Source organism: Streptomyces sp., assembly GCF_019510245.1.
In the GTDB taxonomy this organism is placed as follows: domain Bacteria; phylum Actinomycetota; class Actinomycetes; order Streptomycetales; family Streptomycetaceae; genus Streptomyces.
This window is the reverse complement of record NZ_JAEKKT010000090.1, coordinates 1-14,795: the sequence shown is the minus strand read 5'-3', so window position 1 is coordinate 14,795 and position 14,795 is coordinate 1. Positions and strand designations below refer to the sequence as shown.

Below are 14,795 nucleotides of genomic sequence, written 5' to 3'. Positions count from 1 at the left end.
CCGTGCAGGGTGCGGCGCCGGTTTCAGCTGCCCTTCCGGCGGATGGGAACTTGCATCTGCTGGAGATTGGGCTTCAACAATCCAGTCTTCGCCATATCGCGCGGGCCGCCCAGCGCACCGTCTCCGACAACTGAGCCCGTTCACTGGTTTCCTGACATGCTGTTGTCCCCTTCACCTTTCGGATCCAGGTAAGTCATCCGGCCCAGGAACCTCCTCCCGAGTCCCTCCCGGCTGAGCCGGGGATACAAACAGAGCGCCTCGTGGCGCACAAGGTCCGCTCGACGACCCAGCGGGTGCGGCCGAGGCCGGATCCGTGGGCAACGCCGCGTCGGGCGATCAGGGGTCTGATGCCGCGTTTCCGTATGAGGTGGCGGTACTTGTCGTAGTCGTAGCCCCGGTCGGCGAAGAGCCGTTTGGGTCGGTTGCGGGGACATCCGCGCACTCCTCGGATGCGGGGTATCGCGTTCAGCAGGGGGATCAACTGTGTGATGTCGTGCCGGTTCCCGCCGGTCAAGGAGACGGCCAGAGGCGTGCCGTGGCGGTCGACGATCACATGGTGTTTGGAGCCGGGGCGGCCGCGGTCGACGGGTGAAGGGCCGACGTGAGCCCCCCTTTGAGGGCCCTGATGTGGGAGCCGTCGATGGCCGCATCGTCCATGTCCAGCAGGCCGGTTGCCCGCAGCTCGGCTAGGAGTGCCTCATGAAGGCGAGGCCAGACGCCTGCCTCAGTCCAGTCCCGCAGCCGACGCCAAGCGGTTACCCCCGAGCAGCCGACGACCTGGACTGGGACGTCGCGCCAGGCCACTCCGTTGCGTAGTACGTATACGATGCCCGCCAGCGCAACCCGGTCCGGCACCGGCAGCCGTCCGGGATGACGGTGACGTCGGGGCGGCCGCTCCGGCAGCAGTGGAGCTATTCGCTCCCACAAGTCGTCGGAGACAAGATCGATAGACACCAGCCGGACCCTGCCCAGACGGACCTTCAACCACCAGCCGACACGCCGATCTCACCTGAGTGCTCATCGGCCCTCTTCCGGCGCTGACCGCCGGTCGGTGAGGCGCTCCTGGTCGGCGGCGTTACCGGCACGAGCCTCGGTGCGGTGACCCCGTGCCAGGTAGTCCCGGACGATCAACTCGACAGCATCCTGAGGGCTCCTGGTGCCGGCCAGCAGCATGACCTCGATGGCCAAATCGCTGTCCAGGCTGATGGTGACCTTCGCCATGACACCTCCTGAAGGGTTCCCGAGGACCCTATCCAAGCGGCTGACGGTCGGCGATGGGTAGGTTGCCGCAACCGGGAAAGAGGGACGGAGCCGGAAACCCGGCCGGTCACGAACGGCCCATTCTGTAACGAGCTCCAAGGCCGACCGCGGAGCAGACGGAACCAGTGCCGCTGCCCGCCGACGAGACCGCCGAACTGCGGGACGCCTTGGTCGCGGCCCTCGACATCGCCGTCTGGGACGACATCGTGCGCGAGGTGGTCCTGGACGGCAACGGCCCCTGTTTCAGCTCCGGCGGCGACCTGGACGAGTTCGGCACCGCCGCGGACCTCGCGGCCGCGCACCTGATCCGTACGCGAGCGGGCGCGGCGGCCCGCCTGCAGGCCCTCGGCGACCGGCTCACCGCACGGATCCACGGGACCTGTGGCGGCGCGGGCATCGAACTCCCGTCCTTCGCCGCCCGGGTGGTGGTCGCCCCCGGCACCACCGTCCGGCTGCCCGAACTGGCCATGGGCCTGATCCCCGGCGCCGGCGGCACGGTCGGCATCCCGCGCCGGATCGGCCGCCGGCGCACCCTGTACCTGGTCCTCGACGGCCGGGCCGCCCCCGCCACGCGCCCTGGCCTGGGGGCTGATGGACCGGATCGAGGGGTGAGGCGGGGCCGGGCGCGGCGGCACCGCACCCCGGAGTCAGCCGATGCAGATGACCAGCAGGCAGAGCTGCGAGGGCGAGGTCGCGGCCGTGGTCGGCGCGGGACTCGCCGACGGTGCCGAGGAGCCTGCGGCGGCGGGCGCGGTGGTGGCGGTGGTGGCGCTGGGCGTGGGCGTGGCGGTCGTCACCGTCGCCGCGCCGGCGGTGGACACCGTGGCGGCGGACCGGGGCCGGGCGGCGGAGACCGTCGTGCGGGTCGGAGAGGTGGCGCTGTCCTGGCCGGGTGTCGGCGTGGTCTGCGGCACGCCGGTGGTCTGCTCGTGCGGGGCGTTCGCCGTGACGGCGCGGGCGGAGGTCGTACGGTCCGGGGCGCGGTGCCGGCCGGTCGGCACCGACGCCGCCTGGCCGGTGTCCGTGGCCTGCTCGTCGGCCAGACCCATGGGCCTGTTGTCCGGAGCCGTGGCCGCCTGCGCCCGGTCGGCGCCCTGCCGGTCCAGGGAGGCGACGGTCAGCCCGCCGCCGACCAGGGCGACCGCGGTGGCCACCACGGCCCGCCGCTGGTTCTTCTTCCAGCGGGCCCGCTGACGTCGCCGGGCCGCCCGGCCCGGCGGTGCTGCCGGAGGGGCGGCGTCCGGGCCGTCGTACGGGCCCTCGGCCGCCTCTTCGGCGTAGGCGTCCGTGCCGGACCAGGGGGTGTCGCCAGGGTTCTGCCAGGACGCCGCGCCGGTCGCCGCCGGAGCGGCGGCGGCGCGCACGGCGACGTCCGGGGCGTAGGTGCCGCATCCGGGGCACGCCAGGGCGCCGTTGAGGTGCCGACGGCACGATGCGCAGTAGTCCATCCGCGGTCTTCCTGACTCGACTGCGCCAGCGGCCTCATGAGCCGTGGCCTGATCTCGTTCGTACGTGGTATCGAACGGCCAGAACGGTAGCGATCCTTTGGCCAGGCAGTGTGCAGCCTGTGTGTTGCTTCTGCACAGATGCGGTCCGCGTCCGCGTCCGCCCGCGGGGCAGGGGCGGCTGCTCGACGGGCTCCCAGTCCTGCGCACCGGCTCTCGGGACCACCGTCGGCGCGGACGCCGCGCCGACGGTCCCCCGTGCGCGGGCAACTCTTCTTCTCCGCATGGCCACTCCCGGTCGGTCAGTCGATGTCGGCGGAGACGAGGACACGGACGTCCCACGGGCCGAGGGCCAGGGCCGCGCCCGCGGCGAGGGACGTACCGTCGAGGACGTCGGTGAGGTGCACCGGGGCCGGGACGCCGGTGGCCTCCCAGCTCCAGTTGTGGACGATGTGGACGCGGCGCCCGTCGGCCGAGGTGCCGGTCGTCGCGGTGACCGGCGCGGGCAGCTCCCGCCACCCGTGGCGGGGGGCCGGGGCGAGCCACGCGGCCAGCGTCCGGGCGAGGTCCCGGCCGGGCACCGTGCCGACGCAGGTGATCCGGCCCGCACCGTGCCGGCGGGTGGTGACGGCGGGCCAGCGGCCGAAGTGCGGGTGGTCGTAGCCGACGAGGACCTCGGCGTCGGTGACGGTCAGGCCGTCCGCCCAGCGGGTCGCCGTGGCGCCCTCGGGCAGCCGGAGCGGACCGCCGGACGCCGACCGCACCGGCACCGCGCCCGGCAGATTGCTGAATTCGTCGTACGACACCCCCGCCGCGTCCGTGAGGCGGCCCGGGGCCGGTTCGGTGCGGGCCCGGGCCTCCTGGTCGGCGTAGCCGGTGCGCGGGCCGAGGACCAGATGGCCGCCGGCCCGGGCGTAGGCCGCGAGCCAGTCGAGGGTCGCGTCGGCGGCGAGGTACAGCCCCGGCACGACCAGGACCGGATGCCGGCGCACCGCCTCCTCGGGGGACAGGCCCTCCCGTTCCCCGGCCGGATCGTGCAGCTGCCGGGCGTGCACGATGCGCACCTGGCGGCCCGCCTCGAAGACGCCCCGGTAGAAGGGGTCGAAGAGGCGGTGGTAGGCGGCCGGGTCGGGTTCGCCGTCGGGCTTGGCGAGCGGCGGGTACTTCTGCATCAGCCACTTGCTCGGCGTCGAGTACACCAGCGTGATGTCGGCGTCCGGCTCCAGACCGGCGACGAGTGCGCCCGCGGTCTCGAACTCCGCTCCCAGGCGGGCGAGTTCGGCGTACGTGCGGCCGGGTCGGCCGGTGTGGGGCAGGATGCCGCCCCAGTAGGTCTCCGCGCCGAAGTGCAGCGTGTGCCAGTGCCAGTACTCGATCATGCGGGCGCCGCGTCCGACGAGCGCCCAGGCGGCCTGCCGCCACTGGCCGTCGTAGGCGGGCCGGTTGTCCCACGGGAAGCCGATCGATCCGGCGTTGGTCTCGGTGACCAGGAACGGCGCCTGCCGGGAGGAGAACATCCAGTCGGCGGTCTGGTACAGCGACCACACGCCGGTCGTCTTCCACTGCTGCTCGTGGCCGTCGGGGGCGGGGTCGGGCAGCAGCAGTCCGTCCTGCATGTCGTAGTACGGATTGCCGGAGGCGATGTCGAGGCGGTCGCTCAGCTCGTCGTCCTCGACCGCGGGACGGGTGTAGGAGATGCAGGTGGTGACGAACTGCCCGGGGCCGGCGTACTCACGGACGATGTCCGCCTGCCAGCCGATGAACTCGGTGACCTGACGGGCCTGGAACTCCCGCCACGCGACGTCGTACTGCGGCTGGGCGTTGCCGTCCGGCGTCCACAGGTCGGCCCAGGTGGACAGCCGGTGCGACCAGTAGACCAGGCCCCACTCCCGGTTGAGGGTCTCCACGTCGCCGTACTTCTCGCGGAGGTGGTCGACGAAGCGCTGGAAGACGCCGTGGTTGTGGAGGAGTTCGTTGCCCGGTTCGTTGTCGACCTGGAAGCCGATCACCGCCGGGTGGCCGGCGTACCGGGCGACGATGCGGCGGATCACCCGCTCGGCGTGGAACCGGAACGCCGGGTGGGTGAAGTCCACCTCCTGCCGGGCACCCCAGCCGATCCGCTCACCGGTGCGCCGCTCGCCGGTGATCTCCGGGTACTGCCGGGCCAGCCACGGCGGGACGGCGTACGTCGGTGTCCCCAGGACGACGGAGATGCCGCGCTCGTGGGCGCCGTCGAGGACCGGCTGCAGCCAGTCCAGGTCGAAGCGGCCGTTGTCCGGCTCCCAGGTCGACCAGACCGACTCGCCGACCCGGATGACGGTGACATGGGCGTCGGCCATCAGGCCGAGGTCGGTCTTGAGGCGTTCGGCGGGACGCTCGTACGGCTGGTACTCGTGGTAGTACGCGGCACCGAACAGGACACGGGCAGGCAGAGCCGCCATGAAGGAGACCTCCGAAGGAGAGTGGGGAGTCACTGCTTGACGCCGCCGGCCGCCAGGCCGCTCTGCCAGTACCGCTGGAGCAGCAGGAAGGCCACGACGAGCGGGACGATCGACAGCAGCGAGCCGGTCACGACCAGCGCGAGCATGTCGCTGCTGGCACCGGCCCCGCCGTTCTGGGCCTGGTCGGCCCACCGGGCGAGGCCGACCGTGATCGGGTACAGATTCGGGTCGTTGAGCATGATCAGTGGCAGGAAGTAGTTGTTCCAGGTCGCCACCAGCGTGAACAGCAGGACCGTGACCAGGCCGGGGCCGAGCAGCCGCAGGGCGATCCCGAAGAAGATCCGGGCCTCGCCGGCACCGTCGATGCGCGCCGCCTCCAGGATGCTGTCCGGTACGGCGTCGGCCGCGTAGATGCGCATCAGATAGAGGCCGAACGGGTTGACGAGGGACGGCAGGATCACGGCCCAAGGGGTGTTGACCAGGCCCGCCTTGGCGAAGAGCAGATAGGTCGGGATGGCCAGCGCCGTGGTCGGGACCATGACCGCGCCGAGCACCAGATTGAAGGCCAACCGGTCGCCGCGGAAGCGGAATTTGGCGAACCCGTAGCCGCCGGCGGCCGCCAGCAGCGCGGCGCCGACCGCGCTGACCCCCGCGTAGAGGACCGTGTTGAGCAGCCAGTGCACGAAGACGCCGTCGTCCTGGGTGAGCGTCGCCCTGACGTTGGTCAGGAACTGCGGAGCGTGCGAGAACCACAGGCCGAAGCTGTTGAACAGGTCCTGGGTGCTCTTCGTCGAGGCGATGAGCAGCCAGCACAGGGGAAGCAGGAAGTAGGCGAGGGCGGCCAGCATGGCGATCGTCAGCGGGGTGCTGCGCCGGGCCCGGTGCCGCCGGGCCCGGGCGGGGCGGGCCGGTTCGGGGGCCGCCGCCGTGGCCGTGGCCGGTGGGTGGGTGGTCGTCATGCGGTCCTCCTGCGGTTCGCGGTGAGCAGCACGACGTAGGAGGCGATCACGATGACGAGGCCGAGGAGGAAGGAGACCGTGGCCGCGTAGTTGACCTGCTGGCCGGTGAAGGCGAGGGAGTAGGCGTACAGGTTGGCGGTGTAGGAGCTGGTGATGACGTCCGGGGCGATCTTCATCAGCAGGTTCGGTTCGTTGAACAGCTGGAAGCTGCCGATCACGGAGAAGAGCAGGGTCAGCAGGAGCGCCGGCCGCAGCGCGGGGAGCTTGACGGACCAGGCGATGCGCCAGGCACCCGCCCCGTCCACCGCCGCCGCCTCGTACAGCTCCGGCGGGACGGTGCGCAGGGCCGCGTACAGGATGATCATGTTGTAACCGACGAACTCCCAGGTCACGATGTTCGCGAGGCTGCCGAGCATCCAGCCGTCGCTGAGGAAGTGCGGGGCGGGCAGGTCCAGTTTCCGGCTGAGCTGGGCGAACGGGCCGAAGTCCGGCCCGTAGAGATAGCCCCACATCAGCGCGGCGACCACGCTGGGCACCGCGTACGGCACGAAGATGCCCAGCCGGATCACCCGCGCCAGTCGCAGCAGACCGCTGTCGAGCGCGAGGGCGAACAGCAGCGCGAGCAGCAGCATCACCGGCACCTGGATCACGAAGAACAGCGCGACCCGGCCGAGGCCGTGCAGGAGTTGGGGGTCGCCCAGGGCCTGGGTGTAGTTGTCGAGGCCGACGAACACGGTTCCGCCGATCAGGCGGCTCTGGAAGAGGCTGAGGTAGGCGGCGTAGCCGAGCGGTGCGAGGAAGAGCAGCAGGAACAGCGTCAGGAAGGGGGCGACGAACAGCGGTCCTGCCGCCCGGTGGCGGCGGGTGCCGGTCATCTCAACTCCCCTTGACGGTGAAGCCCTGGCTCTTGGCGTACGTCGTCAGCCGCGACTGCCAGCTGCCGAGCGCGCGCACGGTGTCGGTGTGGTCCGCGAGTGACTTGCCGACGGTCTCGGTCCAGTCGGTGGCCGCCTGGTCGAGGAACGGGGGCCACTGGAAGGAGGAGTTGACCGTGGAGCTGATGTCGGCGAAGACCTGGTTGACCTTCTGGCCGCCGTAGAAGGAGGGGGCGTCCCCGGTGAACGACGCGTCCGTGAGCAGTGCCTTGGTGGCGGGGAAGAAGAACTGCTCGGTGGCGAACATCCTCGCGCTGGCCGGGTCGCTGTTGAGGAACTGCGCGAACACGGCCGCGGCGACGGGGTTCTTGGTGGAGCGGACCACCGCGGTCGTGGAGCCGCCCCAGTTGCCCGAGCTGGGCCTGGCGGCGTCCCACTGGGGCAGTGGGGCCGCCCGCCACTTGCCGGCCGTGGCCTTGGCGGAGCCGGAGAGGAACACCGGGCCCCAGGCGGCGGTGATCCAGGTGGCGTACTTGCCCTTGTTGAGGGCCGCGTACCAGGAGTCGGTGAAGTCGGGCTCGACGCCGATGACCCCTTCCTTCGCCAGCCCGCCCCAGTACGCGCCGAGCTTCCGCGAGACGGCGTCGTCGACGCTGATGGCGATGTCGCTCCTGCCGGAGGTGACATAGGGCTTGGCGCCCGCCTGCCAGAGCAGGCCGTGCCAGGCGGCGACCTGGTTGGCGGCGAGATTGGTCAGGTAGACGCCGGGGTCCGCCTTGTGCAGCTTGCGCGCGGCGGCCGCGAACTCGGCCCAGGTGCGGGGGACTTGGATGCCGTGCTTCTCGAAGATGTCATGCCGGTACAGCATGCCCATCGGGCCGGTGTCCTGCGGTATCGCCCAGATCTCACCGCCGCTGCCGCTGACCTGCCCCCAGGTCCAGTCCACGAAGTGCGACTTGAGCGCCGAGGCGCCGTACGGCCTCAGATCGAGGAGGCTGTTGGTGATGGTGAAGGTCGGGATGGCCTGGTACTCGATCTGGACCATGTCCGGTGCGCCGCTGCCGGCCTTCAGCGCCGTGCGCAGCTTGGTGTACTGGGGTGTTCCCTGACCGGCGTTGACGATCCTGACCTTGACCGCCGGGTACTTCTTCTCGAAGAGCGCGACCTCCTTGGCGATGTTCGGGACCCAGGTCCAGAACGTCAGCTCGGTCGGGGTCTTCATGGCCTTGTCGATGTCGGCCTGGCTGACGGGCTTGGCGGCGGCGGAGGAACCGCCGGAGTCCCCGCCGCCGCAGGCGGTGAGGGCGGCGCCGAGCGAGAGCGCGCCTGTGGTGGCGAGGAAGAGCCGACGGCTCAGGGGCGCGGTGCTGGACGTGGAGGTGAATCCGGGCATGGTGAACTCCCGCCGATGGCGAAGTGGCGGCACGCCTGGCGAGGGCGTGCGAGGGTGCGGATGGGGAGAGAAAAGGAGAGAAAAGGAGAGAAAAGGAGAGGAAAGGAGAGAAAGGAAGGCGAGTCGCAGGCGCGCGGGCCTGACTCGGCGCCCACTGGGGGCAAGGTGCGGCTCTGGGGGCGCGGGCGCGGAGCGGGCGCGCTCAGGGAGGTGCGGTGGCGCCGGCGATCAGCGCGGCACCGGGCGTCGGCGCGGTGGCCCGTGCGGGGATCGCATCACCTGAGGGTGCGGGGCTGGACGGTAGGTCAGTTGCTGGCGGTGGTACCTCCGTTCGCCGATGCCGGACCGGATGCCGGACCGCGCCGGCCGCGGGCCGAGGTGCTGCGGCCGGGCGGTGGCGCGGTCGAGGCGCGGACGACGAGGTCGACCGGCGGGCCGCTCGGCGGCAGCGGATCCGCCGCCGGATTCTCGATGGCGTGCACCAGGCGTTTGAGACCCTCCTGCGCCACGGCGTCGAAGGGCTGGCGCACCGTGGTGAGCGGGGGAGTCACGTAGGCGGCGACCGGGATGTCGTCGAAACCGACCACGCTGACGTCCTCCGGCACGCGTCGGCCGGCCTCAGTCAGCGCGCGGACCAGGCCGATCGCCATGTCGTCGTTGGCGGAGAAGACCGCGGTCACCCGGTCGTCGGCGGCGAGTTCGCGCCCCGCCGCGTACCCGGAGGCGGCCGACCAGTCGCCCCCGGCGACCGGAGGCACCTCCCGGCCCTCCGCGGTCAGGGCGGCCCGCCAGCCCTCCAGCCGGTCCCGGGCGGCGTACCAGCGCTGCGGTCCGGCGAGATGATGGACCGTCACATGACCGAGGTCCAGCAGGTGTTCGGTGGCGGTGCGGGCCATCAGGTCGGCGCCGTCCCCGGCGGTCAGCACGGTCGGTGCGGTGACCGGGGGCGGTGCGCCGATGACGAGGACCGGCACGTCGACGCGCAGGGACACGTCGCCCTGCTCGTCGATGGGTTCGGAGATGACGATGCCGTCCACGCCCTGGTCGAGGAGCGAGTCCACGGCGCCGGAGAGGCCCGCCGGGTCGCCCTCCACGGTGTTGACCACGCGCAGCGCGTAGCCCGTGTCCCGGACGACCCGCTCGACGCCCATGAGCAGCGAGGCGGGTCCGTACAGGGCCGTACCGAGCGTCACCACGCCGATCGAGCGGGTGCGTCCGGAGGCCAGCGCCCGGGCCGCGTTGTTGCGCCGGTAGCCGAGCCGTTCGGCGGCGTCGAGCACCCGCCGGCGCACGTCCTCGGAGACGTACGGCTCGTCGTTGAAGACCCGCGAGACGGTCTTCTGCGAGACACCGGCCAGCCGGGCCACGTCCACACTGCGCGGCGCGGCAGTGCTTCTGCCGCGTCCCGTCCCTGGTGCCATGGCATCTCCCGGTGACCGCCCGACCGCTTGATCGGGCCCCATCATGTCATGCGCGGCCCGACTGACTGCGCTGTCATGTCTGCGTAGTCATGTCTACGCAGTCATAGGAGTGGCGTCAAGGGTCCGGAACGCATCGATTGCGGGTGCATGCGGTCTACTGCGACCGCGGTAGCTCCTGCTGAAACGGCGGTACGCCGTCGGGACGCCGCGTACTGTGCCGTGAGGCCGCCGTTTGCCCACAGGGGGACGACGACGGGACGCACCCGGCCCGGCGAGTCTGAACCGGTGTCGGCGACCGGGGGCGCACCGCCTCGCGCGGCCCAGTCCAGTGCCGGTCGGATCCCCAGCAGGAAGCAGGGCACTCGGATGAGAACTCGTACCGGGCTCGGGCCGGCGGCGGTCGCTTCGTGCGTCGCGCTGGCCGCGGCCGTGACCGTCGGCCGGGAGGGCGGCTCGGCCGCGTCCCCGCACCCGCTGCCGAAGGGGCCGTACGTGGCGCTCGGCGACTCCTACACGGCGGGCCCGGACATCCCCGGCCGGCACGGGCGGCCCACGGGCTGCGAGCGCTCCGACCGGAACTACCCCTCGCTGGTCGCCGCCGGACTCGGCCTGCGGCCGGCCGAGTTCCGGGACGCCAGCTGCAGCGGGGCCGTGACGGCCGACCTGTCCGTCCCGCAGACGACGGACGACGGCGTCAACCCCGCGCAGCTGTCGGCTCTCACCGCCTCGACCCGGCTGGTCACGCTCGGCATCGGGGGCAACGACATCGGCTTCGGCCCGCTGCTCACGACCTGCGTCGCGTACGGCGTGACCTACCGGCTGGAGAAGCGCATCGGGGGCGAAGCCGCCGATCGGGCGCCGTGCCGCGGCCGGTACGTGCCGGACGGCACCGACGCGATCGAGGCGAGGATCAGGACCGTGGGCGGCAGGCTGCCCGGCGTGCTCGCCGGCATCAGGCGCCGTGCGCCCGCGGCCCGGGTCTACGTGGTCGGGTATCCGGCGATCCTGCCTGCCGACGGGTCCGACTGCGCCGCGCTCGGACTGGCGCCGGGCGATGTGGGGTTCCTGCGCGAGAAGGAGCGCGGGCTCAACGCCGTGCTCCGGCAGCGGGCGCGGGCCGCCGGAGCCGGCTACGTCGACACCTACACGCCGTCCGCGGGGCGTGACGCCTGCGCGGACGCCGCCGTGCGCTGGATCGAGCCGCTGGTCCCGGCGGCCCCGGCGGCCCCGGTCCACCCCAACGAACGCGGCGAGCGCGGCATGGCCGACGCGGTGCTCCGGGCGGTCGCGGCGACGGACTGAGGCGGACCCGCCGTGTCGTACCGGGGCAGGACCCGGCGGCCCGGAGCGTACTGCGGTTTCAGTAGGCCCTCCTCCGGATCCGGCAGGCCGCAGTGCCAGTAACCGCCACGACGACGGAAGGGCCCCCGCCGGGACAGCCTGGGTGACCAAGCGAGATCGGATGCGGAGTTCCCTGACGTGGCTACTTTTCTGTATCGACTGGGCCGACTGGCCTTCCGGCGGCGCGGGTACGTCGCCCTGCTGTGGGTGGCCGTCCTGGCCGCCGTAGGACTGGGCGCGCTGCAGGCGCCGGGCGCCGCCGACGAGGAGTTCTCGACGCCGGGCATCGAGTCCCAGAAGGCGTTCGACCTGATGCAGGAGCGCTTCCCCGGCGCGGCCGCCGACGGCGCCACCGCACGGGTCGTGTTCGTCGCCCCGCACGGGCAGAAGGTCACCTCCACCGCCGGATCAGCCGGAAGGCGCCCGGCGCGCCCGCCGGACCCTAATGCGGTTGCCCGGTCGCAGGACGGCCGTGGAGGCTTGGGCGGTGAAGTCTGCGCTGTGGCCGTTCGACCTGTCCTGGGACGAGGCGGACCCCGCCCGCCATCCGTTCGACCACGCCGCGGCGGCGCGGGTGGTGCGCTCGCTCGGTCCGGCCCGATGCGTTCCGAGCCCCCCTGACGTGTCGCGCGCCGATCCGGCGATGAGTGCCTGGAGCCATGGCGAGGGCCATCTCTGGGCGACCGCCGTGTCGTACGCCCTGATGGAGCGTTACGGCCGCTGGGCCGTGGGCTGGCGCTGGGCGCACGACGAAGGGGACCTCGACGGCGGGCCCGTCGGCAGCTGGTGCTGCCCGCGGGACTCGATCACCACCCCCGAGGAGACGCTGGACCGGGTCGTCGCGGCGCTGCGCGAGTGGCGGTCGTGGCTGGAGAGCCTCGCCGGGCGGTTCGAGGCGTACCCGCTGGATCCGGCGGACATCGAAAACCAGCGGATCCTGTGGGAACGCGCCGCACGGAACCTGATCCTGCAGGTCGTCGACCGTACCGGCTGCGGCAGCGGCTGGCACGGGCACTGCGAGCAGGTGCTCGGCTGGTTCCTCGACCGGTGGGGATTCGCACCGGACAACGCGCGCGACCTCGTCGACGAGGCGGTCGGCGGGCGGTTCCGCAGCTGGACCACCCCGGACAACGTGCTGGTCGACGACATCGCGGAGCGCCTCGCGCAGGCGCTGCCGCCGTCCCGCGGACCCCGGTCGCCCGCGGGGCCCGCCGTCGACCACCTGGCACGGTGGCTCGCCGTACGGGAGACCGTGGCCTGGCAGGAGGCCGCCAACCGCGGCGGGGAAGGACCGGTGACACCGACACGCGACGGCGCGGCCGAGGACATCCGCGCCTTCGACCGCGCCCTGGACCCCGCCCGCGCCGAGGGACTGCTGGCCGCGCTCGAACGGCTCCGGGCCGACGCGGCGCACGGCGCGCCGCTCGACGTCGAACTGCTCCGGAGCTGGCAGCAGCACGTCCTGGGCACCGCAACACCGCCCGCGTTCCGCACCCTGCCGGCCTTCGCCAAGCGCGGCCGGGAGCACTACGGCATCGCCCCGGACACCCGGGCCCGCCTCGACGCCTGCCTCGCCGAGAGCGCCGGGAGCGCCGAGAGCACCGGGGGTGTCGGTGGCGTCGGCAGCGCCGAGGACGGGGGAGCGCCGCTCGCCCTGACCGCCCGTGCCGCCCGCGCCTACCTCGACGTGTGCTTCTTCCACCCCTTCGACGACGGGAACGCCCGCTCCGCGTTCCTCGCCCTGGTCTTCGTCCTCGCCCGGGAAGGCGTCACGCTCGACGGCGTCGGCCTGCTCCGCCGCGTCACCTTCCGGGCCGACAGCGCCCGGGACGCCCTGTCGCTCACCAACTACGTCGACCTTCACCTGGCGGAGACCCGGCGCCGAGCCGCCGCCCCGGCCCGCTGACCGGACCCCTCCACTCAGGGGGAGGCGCCGTCGTCGGCCTTCCAGCCCCAGGCGGTGAGCATGCCGGCCGACAGCGCGGCGCACTCCTCGGAGTCCAGGTACCGGATCGCCGCGTCCACGGCCGCGTCGTCGACCAGGCCGGTGGCGAGCATCGCCGCCCGGCTCCGCTCCCAGGTGTCCGCCCAGAAACGGCTGACGGGACTGCCCGGGAGCAGCGGCGGCACATGGATCTCGGCGGCCACGGACCCGAGCCCCGCACCGCGCAGCAACTGCGGGTACGACGGCACCCAGGAGACGTCCGTGCCGATGGCGGCCCGCAGCCCCTGCCACATGGCCCGCATCACCGTGGTGTACGGCGTGTCCGGCGTCCGGTCGCTCGTCAGGTCGACCGCGTCGCCGAGCACCAGCACGCCGCCGGGCGCGACGAGCTCGGCCAGCGTGGTGATCAGGCGCTCGTGCTCGGGCAGGTGCATCAGCACGAAGCGCGCGTGGACGAGCCGGAACCGGCCGAGGACGACGTCCGGGGCGGTGAGGCCGGCGGTGATGTCGGCCTCCAGCACCTCCAGCCCGGGCCGGTCGGGGAGGAACCGTACGTCGCGGTCCACGGCGAGCACGCTCTCCACCCCGGCCTCGTCCAGCAGCCGGCTGGAGACCGTGCCCGTACCGGCCCCGACATCGAGGCAACGCCACCCCGGCCCGGCGCCGAGCGCCCGCAGCCGCGCCACGGTGATGTCGTCGTAGACGAGGGCGCCGACGTCGATACGCCGGCCCTCACCTGCCTGTCCGGGACGGAAGACGGCCTCGCCGTAGCGGCCGCCGCCCGGAGCGGCGGTCACACCGTCGTCCGGGTGGCGCCGGGACTGCCGTCGCACTCGTCGCACTCGGACAGCCGGAACAGCGGTGCGTCGAGGAGTTTCATCGCCGGGCCTTCGCAGGTGGTGGGGGTACCGGACGGCCCGTCCCGGGGCCGTCCGTCCCACCGATCCTGCACCGGCGCCCGCCCGCACCGCCGAGGCGCGCCGCGCGAGCGGCCGATCGGCCGAAGGGCCCGGCTCCCTCCACCAGGCCCCGTCCACCGGACCCTCCACCGGACTCCGGCAGATCGATGGCTGATACAACTGACTTTGCCGCGCGCGAGCACACGAGCACACGAGTCGTGCCGGGGGTGACCGGCACAGCGGAACACGGTCGTCGAGGAACCCGGCCCCGGCCAAGAGGATCAGGATCACCATGCCGCACGTCACCGTCGACTACTCCCCGCGGCTCGCGGACACCTTCGACCTGCGGGTCCTCGCGGCGGAGCTGGAGCCGACGGTGGTGGAGGGGAGCGGTTCGGCCGGCACCTGCAAGATGCTGTTCCGGCAGGCCGCCGAGGCCCGGGTGGCGGACCGGCAGGGCGGTGCGGCGGCCTTCGTGCACGTGGAGGTGGGGCTGCTCCCCGGGCGGCCCGACGCGGTCAAGGCCCAGCTCTCCGAGGACGTGCTCGCCCTGCTGGAGAAGCACCTGGGGGCGGGCACGGCCCGAGCCGTGGTCTGCTCCGCGGAGGTGCGGGACCTGGGCGGCTCGTACCGTCTCCGGACCTTCTGATCCGCGCCCGGCGTGCCCGCGCCGGCCGTCAGTCGGTGTGCAGGGCGGTGTGCAGGGTGTGTACGGCCAGGGAGATGGCGGCTTGGGCGGCGTGGGTCTCGCGCAGGGCGTTGAGCATCACGAAGTCGTGGATGATGCCCTGGAAGCGGACGGCGGTGACGGGTACG

At 72.6% G+C, this 14,795-nt stretch carries 11 protein-coding genes and 4 pseudogenes; 5 read left to right on the top strand and 10 right to left on the bottom strand.

The annotated features are described in order from the left end of the window. Nucleotides 1-271: 271 nt before the first annotated feature. Nucleotides 272-954, bottom strand: a pseudogene (locus JF597_RS05340) (IS5 family transposase); the annotation flags it as partial. Nucleotides 955-1,017: 63 nt separating this feature from the next. Continuing rightward, nucleotides 1,018-1,221 (bottom strand): hypothetical protein, encoded by a 204-nt coding sequence (locus JF597_RS05335; protein WP_200698015.1) that lies wholly within the window; start codon nt 1,219-1,221, stop codon nt 1,018-1,020. 164 nt (nt 1,222-1,385) lie between these two features. Here JF597_RS05335 and JF597_RS05330 point away from each other — a divergent pair. After that, a pseudogene (locus tag JF597_RS05330) lies at nt 1,386-1,766 on the top strand (enoyl-CoA hydratase-related protein); the annotation flags it as partial. Nucleotides 1,767-1,907: 141 nt separating this feature from the next. On the opposite strand, the gene JF597_RS05325 reads toward JF597_RS05330, so the two are convergent. The 6 genes from JF597_RS05325 to JF597_RS05300 all read right to left on the bottom strand — a co-directional run bounded on the left by JF597_RS05325 (nt 1,908) and on the right by JF597_RS05300 (nt 9,746). Beyond that, nucleotides 1,908-2,708 (bottom strand): hypothetical protein, encoded by an 801-nt coding sequence (locus tag JF597_RS05325; RefSeq protein WP_293989711.1) that lies wholly within the window; start codon nt 2,706-2,708, stop codon nt 1,908-1,910. 299 nt (nt 2,709-3,007) lie between these two features. Then, nucleotides 3,008-5,146 carry a beta-galactosidase gene (locus JF597_RS05320; RefSeq protein ID WP_293989708.1) on the bottom strand — a complete coding sequence of 713 codons (2,139 nt, stop codon included), beginning with the start codon at nt 5,144-5,146 and terminating at the stop codon, nt 3,008-3,010. Nucleotides 5,147-5,175: 29 nt separating this feature from the next. Beyond that, nucleotides 5,176-6,105 (bottom strand): carbohydrate ABC transporter permease, encoded by a 930-nt coding sequence (locus JF597_RS05315; RefSeq protein ID WP_293989705.1) that lies wholly within the window; start codon nt 6,103-6,105, stop codon nt 5,176-5,178. Further along, nucleotides 6,102-6,980, bottom strand: a complete 879-nt coding sequence (locus tag JF597_RS05310) for a carbohydrate ABC transporter permease (protein ID WP_293989702.1) — start codon at nt 6,978-6,980, stop codon at nt 6,102-6,104. The genes JF597_RS05315 and JF597_RS05310 overlap by 4 nt, the downstream gene beginning before the upstream one ends. Before the next feature lies 1 nt (nt 6,981). After that, nucleotides 6,982-8,373, bottom strand: coding sequence for an extracellular solute-binding protein (locus tag JF597_RS05305; protein ID WP_293989699.1), 1,392 nt, complete (start codon nt 8,371-8,373; stop codon nt 6,982-6,984). Between the two features lie 305 nt (nt 8,374-8,678). Next, a complete protein-coding gene (locus JF597_RS05300) occupies nt 8,679-9,746 on the bottom strand; it encodes a LacI family DNA-binding transcriptional regulator (RefSeq protein ID WP_293989719.1) in 1,068 nt (355 codons plus the stop codon). A gap of 414 nt (nt 9,747-10,160) precedes the next feature. Between JF597_RS05300 and JF597_RS05295 the strand changes: the two genes are divergently transcribed. From JF597_RS05295 to JF597_RS05285, 3 genes and pseudogenes are all read left to right on the top strand, one after another. After that, on the top strand, nt 10,161-11,096 hold the full coding sequence (locus JF597_RS05295; RefSeq protein WP_293989696.1) for an SGNH/GDSL hydrolase family protein: 936 nt from the start codon (nt 10,161-10,163) through the stop codon (nt 11,094-11,096). A 177-nt stretch (nt 11,097-11,273) separates the two neighbouring features. Continuing rightward, nucleotides 11,274-11,537: pseudogene (locus JF597_RS05290) on the top strand (MMPL family transporter); the annotation flags it as partial. 85 nt (nt 11,538-11,622) lie between these two features. Next, nucleotides 11,623-13,041: a Fic family protein gene (locus JF597_RS05285; RefSeq protein ID WP_293989694.1), complete on the top strand. Its 1,419-nt coding sequence runs from the start codon at nt 11,623-11,625 to the stop codon at nt 13,039-13,041. Between the two features lie 14 nt (nt 13,042-13,055). On the opposite strand, the gene JF597_RS05280 is transcribed toward JF597_RS05285, so the two are convergent. Next, nucleotides 13,056-13,877: a class I SAM-dependent methyltransferase gene (locus JF597_RS05280; RefSeq protein WP_293989692.1), complete on the bottom strand. Its 822-nt coding sequence runs from the start codon at nt 13,875-13,877 to the stop codon at nt 13,056-13,058. Nucleotides 13,878-14,271: 394 nt separating this feature from the next. On the opposite strand from JF597_RS05280, the gene JF597_RS05275 reads away from it, so the two are divergent. Continuing rightward, nucleotides 14,272-14,628 carry a 5-carboxymethyl-2-hydroxymuconate delta isomerase gene (locus JF597_RS05275; protein ID WP_293989689.1) on the top strand — a complete coding sequence of 119 codons (357 nt, stop codon included), beginning with the start codon at nt 14,272-14,274 and terminating at the stop codon, nt 14,626-14,628. A 28-nt stretch (nt 14,629-14,656) separates the two neighbouring features. On the opposite strand, the pseudogene JF597_RS05270 reads toward JF597_RS05275, so the two are convergent. Beyond that, a pseudogene (locus JF597_RS05270) lies at nt 14,657-14,795 on the bottom strand (esterase); the annotation flags it as partial.

What these genes read in the sequence shown, in the direction of transcription:
- JF597_RS05305 (WP_293989699.1), bottom strand. Translation starts at nt 8,373, where the DNA reads ATGCCCGGATTCACCTCCACGTCCAGCACCGCGCCCCTGAGCCGTCGG.
- JF597_RS05315 (WP_293989705.1), bottom strand. Translation starts at nt 6,105, where the DNA reads ATGACGACCACCCACCCACCGGCCACGGCCACGGCGGCGGCCCCCGAA.
- JF597_RS05320 (WP_293989708.1), bottom strand. Translation starts at nt 5,146, where the DNA reads ATGGCGGCTCTGCCTGCCCGTGTCCTGTTCGGTGCCGCGTACTACCAC.
- JF597_RS05275 (WP_293989689.1), top strand. Translation starts at nt 14,272, where the DNA reads ATGCCGCACGTCACCGTCGACTACTCCCCGCGGCTCGCGGACACCTTC.
- JF597_RS05325 (WP_293989711.1), bottom strand. Translation starts at nt 2,708, where the DNA reads ATGGACTACTGCGCATCGTGCCGTCGGCACCTCAACGGCGCCCTGGCG.
- JF597_RS05310 (WP_293989702.1), bottom strand. Translation starts at nt 6,980, where the DNA reads ATGACCGGCACCCGCCGCCACCGGGCGGCAGGACCGCTGTTCGTCGCC.
- JF597_RS05295 (WP_293989696.1), top strand. Translation starts at nt 10,161, where the DNA reads ATGAGAACTCGTACCGGGCTCGGGCCGGCGGCGGTCGCTTCGTGCGTC.
- JF597_RS05335 (WP_200698015.1), bottom strand. Translation starts at nt 1,221, where the DNA reads ATGGCGAAGGTCACCATCAGCCTGGACAGCGATTTGGCCATCGAGGTC.